Source organism: Candidatus Mycoplasma haematohominis, assembly GCF_902712995.1.
Classification (GTDB): Bacteria; Bacillota_I; Bacilli_A; order Mycoplasmatales; family Mycoplasmoidaceae; genus Eperythrozoon_B; species Eperythrozoon_B haematohominis.
In genome coordinates this window covers 194,614-201,551 of record NZ_CACTIB010000031.1, presented here as the reverse complement: position 1 = coordinate 201,551, position 6,938 = coordinate 194,614, and the positions used below count along the sequence as shown (strand labels likewise).

Below are 6,938 nucleotides of genomic sequence, written 5' to 3'. Positions count from 1 at the left end.
CTTGCTGAAAATTATCAGAAGCGGGCGAATCAAGTTTATTTGTTTGAGACGATTTATATTTTTCAAACCTAGCATTTCATCAATCTTGGTTTTCTTGTACATTAGCTACTAGAAAATCTTTATTTGTTCCTTGACTAGCTAATTTACTAGTACCTGTGTAATCAGAATTAACTTCAGTGGTTTTCTCCAAAATTTGCTTTAAAGTAACAGGATCACTAGCACGAGTGGCAAGCATGTAAGCTCCAACTCCTGTCCCTCCTGCTAAAACAGCTCCTGCGATTATTCCTCCAGCAGCTTGTGGTGTCATAAATCTACTCTGGAATTAAATAACAGAATTTTTTAATATCCTCATGTGTAGCTTTAAGAGGTGTATTATTTTCTGTTTTTTCTAGATTATAAGATTCTTGACATTTCTGTTTTATATTGTCGCTAGTAGGAGATGTTGATGACTTACTTTTATATAAAGTTTCGAAAATAGATCCCTTTGAAGCATTCTCTCCTGTTCCGGCCTTATTTGCTTCTCCAAAAAACTCTTTGTTTCTTCTGTCTCAGAAAGAGGAATTGTCTGAATTTTCAGCTGATACAGCTTTATTTTTATGTTGCGTATCTGAAATTAATTTATTTCCAGCATTTGCAATATCAACAAACTTATATTTAGCGTTAACTATGGAACAATAAGTTCACACATTATTTTCATAATTATCAGGAGTTTTTAATTCAGTAGGGGTTTTCTTTAAAGCAACATCGCAAACTTGATTTAATGCTTTACTCCCTCCATTTTCTGTACTTGATGCATAAGCTTTATTAATTTTGTCTTTTGTAAACTCTGTACTTAAACCATTTTTCTTATTATCGTCAATCAAGTCTTTTTGGAAGTCTCCATATACCTTTTCTCATCATCACTTATTCTCCTCATTGTTAGGATCAACCATATAAATTGAATAAATATTTCCAAACTTTTCTGCTGCATAAAAGTTGGTTAAATTATCTCTAGAAGAAAGAACAACAGGGTGTTTCACTTCTCCTGTTTGAGAATTAAATAAGAAATATCCTCCAGTACTTGTTGCAGCTAGCAAAACAAGTACAATCCCTCCTTTAGCTGCTGGAACCATAATTAATCTTGTTTACCTTTTAAGGAACAAAATCTAAAGGTTTCTTTATCTTTATTAGTATCAGAGGTTGTTTTATATCTGTCCTCACAAGTCTTTTTTAATTCTTCGACTGTTTTCTTTTTCTCGTCAGTGTGTTTATAAAGAGCGCTAAACTCTGAGCTTGCATCTGTAGCTTTACTTCCTAACCCATCAGTAGACTTAAAGAAAGCTTGCGCTTGTATTTCTCAAAACTTATTATTTCTTTCGTCTTTAGTTGAAATTACGTGTTTCTTATTAGTTACTCCAAAATTATTAGCATTCGTGCCTCCAGTTTTAAATTCTAGCTCTTTATCATCTGCCTCTTCGATAGTAATTGGCTTATCTCCTTCTATAGAACAGAAAGTTCAAATGTCTTTTTCATACTGAGTTTTATTTGTGTCTCCGTCACTAGGATGTATTTCTGTTTTTATTTCTTGTGAATAAGCGGTTAAACATTTACTTTTCAATTGTGAGCCATTTCCGATATCACTCTCAAATTGAGTGCTTAAACCTATTTTTCCTGAATATCTACTCTTAAAAGCTCAATCTCATCACTTATCGTTTTCTGTATCAGAAGCATCTACAAAATGGTGTTGAAAATCAAAATTTAAATGCCCTTCTGTTGTTCCTGCATTTTTTATATGAACTTTATTTGGCTCCTGAGTCAATCAAGAAGAAACGCCATATCCTGTTGCTGCTGCAGAAACAACAACTCCTGCTCCTATAGCTAACTTTGGATCCAAAAATTTCAGTCAGAAGATTTTGAAGAAAAATTTGAGGTTTCATCATGAAGACAAGTAAGCTATAAATTTAACGAGATATTCGGAAGTAAATTAAGACCAACAAAAGCAGAGACTTATGAAAATTTAGAAAAAAATGAGCAAAGTAAATGACAAGACAGATGAGCAACAATGTATTCCAAAAGGAGCGAAATAAAAAGTAAGAGATTCAGTTTTCTAGTCAAAGAAGATTTTTTAAAAACTAAACCTACATCAGAAGATGACGCAAAAACAGCTGTAAAAGCCTTAAATCAAGATAATCCCCAGGAGTTTATAAAAAACTTCTATAAGGAATGTAAAGACATATCTCAACTAATTTTCGGAAAAATTAGTCATCCTAACCATTGAAAAAAGATAGTTAAAAAATTTCTGGAAGATGTAAATAACAATACAGAAGAAAAAGAAGCGAGATACTTTAGAGATGCATGAGTAGCTTGTTCTAACTCTGAGAAAGATGATGATATAGATCCAAGCTGGCCTTATCAAAACTTGATAAATACTAAAAAGTCAGAATGAAAAAACACAAAATAAAACAAACCTCTAAAAACTACAATTTCCCTTCAACGTCAAAAAAAAGTTATTTAATACAAAAAATTACTATCAACACACAAACTGCTCATCAACAATTACTAACCTCTAAACAAGTCTAATATCGTAAAAATATCACCAAAAGAGCCTTCCATAAATAAAAAAATCCAATTATCTATTTACAGTTTTTAACTTTCTGGATTATACAACGCGCACTTCCAAAAAAACAATGAAAAACCATGCTTACAGAATCAAAAATAACGATAGCTATATCAACAATTTCAGGTAATGCTTTCTTAGGAATAGCTGGCTATGAAGCCCTGCAATGATACATATCAGGGCTAAATTCAGATGGAGAAATATCTACTATTGAAAACATAACAATTCAAGATATAAAAACTCTTAGGAAGAAAACTAAAACTGTCAAAGCTACAAGCACAAGCTCATTTGATCTTAAGAAAGAAATAAAAACAGAAGTTATGCAAACAGTATCAGATAGTAACTATTCGAGACAAAACAAAAGTACTGACAGCAAACATATAAAAGAACACTTAAGCAAATTAGTTCACAAAGAAACAGTAAATAGAAATTGGTGAGACAAAGCCTACCAAGAGAGAGGATACGTAATTCAAGTCCAATCTAAAAATTCAAATTTAAAAATAAAAGGTGGATATAGCGCTGCCACCAGCTACAACAAAGCATCAACAGAAATGTACATGAATCAATTTTGCGACACTGGTTATTTTGACGCAGATTATTACAAAAAATACAAAGACCTTTTCTGATTATCTTGCTCCATAGATGGAAAAGACCCAGAAGAAAAAGATCAATCTAAACAAAAATTTTTAGCAACCGAAGGAGACTACCAAGAAAATAGTTCAAACAAAAAAATAGTCTATTTAACAGTAGAACAATCAAAAAACACATCTATAAAAAACGAAAAAGTAAACAACAAAAAAGACAATTTCATAATCTACGATTACAGCAGAGAATGATGGGAATGATCTTATAAAAATAGACTACAAGAAGATAGAAAAAACGAAGTCAGCGCTTTTCCTCTAAGCAGTGAATTTAAAAAAATATCTGAGGGTTGAGATATCTCGTTGGAAAAAGAAAGTTCTTTAAACAAAGTATGCAAAGACTTCTACGAAAAGGAAGCAGAAACGTCGCAGGATGAACTAGAAGATGCTTACAGATATTGCACTGCATCAGGAAGTGAAGAAAAATAAATGACTATTCGCTTCCCAAAGCCAACAGACAAGCTAACTTCTATCAAGAATGTAGAAATCTATTTACCTTTTAAATAGAACATGAAAACAATCCAAGCCACTAAAAAACAAAGCGCAAACTTTAATAAAAACTACAACGAAAGATAACTAAGAAGAAATAACTAAAAATAAAAAATGATAAATAATCAAACAAAAATAACTTTAAATTATGAGTTTCACAATTGACAAAATGAATATTACAAATAAAAGGAAAGCAAAAATGTAGAACAAGTACCTAGTTCTCTTGTCTCTATCTGTCTTTCCATCCTCCAATAAACTCACGTCTTTTTCTTCTAAAAGGTTAACAAATAACAATAATAAAACCAATTAAGTAGAATTTCTAAGCTAGATAAAGTTACAAGTTAAAAATTACACTTAATACACACATATTATTAAACATATTATTTATGTAGTTTAAAAATGCCAGAAGAGCATAAATTGATATGAGAATTGTCACTCACAAACGGAGCAATAGATATATGAAAACTCAGATACTATCTATCTCTATTCTTCTATAGATGAATCTCAGAAACAGAGAGATATTACAGTTTTTGAGAAACAAGATCGGAAGACTATCTATTTCATAAAGTAATTCAAGAAATACAGTACAACCCAGACAAAGCAGCTGAAATACTAGATAAATCTCTTAAAGGTTTAGATTCGGATCTTTTCTATGGTGTTGATCTAGACAACACAAAACTAGGAGTCAACGAAAACGAGAGAAATAAAAAAGTAATAGAAACAATAGATCTAGTCTATAGATTGAATGAAATCAATTTTGCAGAACTATACGATGAATTGATGGATCTATATAGTTATTACGGAATACAAGGAGAAAACTATACTCCAAAAACAATTTCTAATTTACTAATCAAATTACTTTTAGTTAATGTAGAAGACATACAAGAAATATACGATCCAACAAGCGCTTCCGGCTATCTTTTAACCAGACTCTTAAATGTATTTCAAGAACAGAAAATATATGTATACGCCCATGAATTAAATAGAGATACTCTTGGCATATTCAAGATGGCTGTAATTTGACTAGGAGCTCAACTTAATGATGCGTATTTAGCAGGATCTTCTCCAAAACAAATAAACAAAAAATTCAAAGGAATAATATCGAATCCCTATTCTTTAAACAATCATCCTGCATTCAACAAAAACCAACCAACTATATCCTCCCAATTCAATCTAGCTTTCATATACAAATGTCTACTACATCTAGAACCCACAAACACATCAACTCTTATCATAACTTTTCCAGAAAGCATACTCTCCTCTAATAAAGGAGAAGCTAACAAAATAAAGAAATACTTAATAGAAAAAAACCTAATAGACTGTGTAATTAAACTACCTAAAAACTGTTTCTACGGAAGAGAAAAAACTAAATGTATATTCATAATAAAAACCAACAGAGAAAAAAAGAAAATTCTATTTATAGATGCCTCTGGACAAGTAATTAAAGTAAACAGTCAATATCTATTATCAGAAGAAAACATAGATTGAATAGTAAATAAATACAAAGAAACTACAGAAATAGAACACATCTCTAAGTTAATACCTCTAGAAGAAATAATCAAAAATCAAAATAATTTATCTCTAGATCTCTACATAGCTCCAACCAAAAAACCCAAATCAAAAATAATTTTCGAGCCAATTACAAACATATCCCCTTTTGATGAACCTGTTGCAATCGACAAAAAAAGAAAAAATGAAGTCAAAAACGAAAAATAGTTAATCAGATCTGCCGAGATATTTTTTACTTTTTGTAAGAAAAGCAAAAGATATGAAAAGTACGGATAAAAGTTGCTTACAAATTTAAAACTATCATGGGTTCAGCACAAGTAGCAACAATAATTGCAGCTATCTTAGGAGTAGCGGGTGTAGCTATAGGAGTAGACGCTATCGTTAAATACGAAAAAGCAAAGAAGGTTGAAAATAGCGCCAGTAGTTAAAAACACTCCCCCTAATAGGAATTAACAAAGTTCATTTATACACCTAATTAACCTCTATTCTGCACACAAATACTTCTAATAATCATTCACTACGAAATAGTTTTTATTAATCAATACAGAACCTAAAAAACACTAATTTACAAAAAAAAGAAACTGTTAACCGCCAAAAGTCAAAAAAAAGAAAAAAACTTCTAGCTTTTACAACATTAGAGATAAATTGCACGAAATCCAAAAAATCTCTTATGTTGACATCTGAAGCCAAATTAACACTAACTATTTCTGCAATAGGCATCAACTCTTCTCTTGGAGTTATCACAAACGAACTCCTGAAGGTATATCTATGAAGTTATGAAGAAGAGGAAGAAATAATGTTTTCAGATAATGAAGAATTACAAGATTCAATCCCGATCAGAAAGAAAACAAAAACAGTTACTTCTATAGCAAACACAAAATCTACCTTTGATCCAAGGCCAAGTAAAAGTTCAACTGCTCCAATAACTATTGCCCAAAACAAAGACTATTCTAGTTACAGCCTATCTCACATATCAAAACATAGAGATAAATTAGTCAGCTGAAGCAAAATAAATAAAAATTGATGAAACAAAGCATACAAACAAAGAGAATACATCATTAAACATCAAGTATTTACCTCAAATTTCAGTCTAGAAGGAGCTTATAGTCCTAAATTCATCTCTAAAAACAGTTCAGTCATATACATGAATCAATTCTGTGATCTAGCTTACAGATGACCAAGTGTATTTCACAAACACGAAGAACTATTTTGACTAACTTGTACCGTAGATGGCAAGAAACCAAATACACAACCTAGAGAAAGAGAAATAATCTCAATAACAAAAGCTGATTTCCCCATTTCTGCAACAGAAGCAGAAGAAATCGCATACTACACACTAAGTCAATCTAAAAAAACAAACACAAAATTAGGAAACCAAAACATGACAGAAGAACAAAAACAAAAGTTCGTAGTCTATGAATGAAACAGAAGTTGATGAGAATGATCATACGAACAAAGACTAGAGAAAGACAAAAACAATGAAAAAACTCTATTCCCATTAAGCGAAAAATTTAAAAACGTTACTAGCGCATGAGGAGAAATCTCATATAAAGACACAAATGAAACCAGTACCAACTTAAATGGATTATGTAAAGAGGTTTACGAAGGTAAATTAACAGCAAAAGAAGAAATAGAAGACGCATGAAGATACTGCTCAGACTTAGGAGAAGAAAAACCCGCCTCTAAACCCCTCTAATTTCCCA

General features: G+C 31.2%; 8 protein-coding genes. 5 read left to right on the top strand and 3 right to left on the bottom strand.

Features of this window, described 5'->3' with window-relative positions; genetic code table 4:
• The 3 genes from H6411_RS05715 to H6411_RS05705 all read right to left on the bottom strand — a co-directional run.
• A partial coding sequence (locus tag H6411_RS05715; RefSeq protein WP_216083690.1) for a hypothetical protein occupies positions 1–307 on the bottom strand: 307 nt, incomplete at its 3' end.
• Between the two features lie 4 nt (positions 308–311).
• Positions 312–1,112, bottom strand: a complete 801-nt coding sequence (locus H6411_RS05710) for a hypothetical protein (protein WP_216083689.1) — start codon at positions 1,110–1,112, stop codon at positions 312–314.
• Positions 1,113–1,114: 2 nt separating this feature from the next.
• The gene (locus tag H6411_RS05705) at positions 1,115–1,873 is read right to left on the bottom strand and encodes a hypothetical protein (protein ID WP_216083688.1); all 759 of its coding nucleotides are present in this window, start codon (positions 1,871–1,873) and stop codon (positions 1,115–1,117) included.
• Positions 1,874–2,041: 168 nt separating this feature from the next.
• On the opposite strand from H6411_RS05705, the gene H6411_RS05700 reads away from it, so the two are divergent.
• The 5 genes from H6411_RS05700 (at position 2,042) to H6411_RS05685 (ending at position 6,931) form a co-directional block, all read left to right on the top strand.
• Complete coding sequence (locus tag H6411_RS05700; protein ID WP_216083687.1) at positions 2,042–2,440, top strand: hypothetical protein; 399 nt, start codon at positions 2,042–2,044, stop codon at positions 2,438–2,440.
• A gap of 236 nt (positions 2,441–2,676) precedes the next feature.
• Positions 2,677–3,666 (top strand): hypothetical protein, encoded by a 990-nt coding sequence (locus H6411_RS05695; protein WP_216083686.1) that lies wholly within the window; start codon positions 2,677–2,679, stop codon positions 3,664–3,666.
• Positions 3,667–4,155: 489 nt separating this feature from the next.
• Positions 4,156–5,442 carry an N-6 DNA methylase gene (locus H6411_RS05690; protein WP_216083685.1) on the top strand — a complete coding sequence of 429 codons (1,287 nt, stop codon included), beginning with the start codon at positions 4,156–4,158 and terminating at the stop codon, positions 5,440–5,442.
• 95 nt (positions 5,443–5,537) lie between these two features.
• Positions 5,538–5,663: a hypothetical protein gene (locus H6411_RS05960; protein WP_369408507.1), complete on the top strand. Its 126-nt coding sequence runs from the start codon at positions 5,538–5,540 to the stop codon at positions 5,661–5,663.
• 242 nt (positions 5,664–5,905) lie between these two features.
• Complete coding sequence (locus tag H6411_RS05685) at positions 5,906–6,931, top strand: hypothetical protein (protein WP_216083684.1); 1,026 nt, start codon at positions 5,906–5,908, stop codon at positions 6,929–6,931.
• Positions 6,932–6,938: the final 7 nt, after the last annotated feature.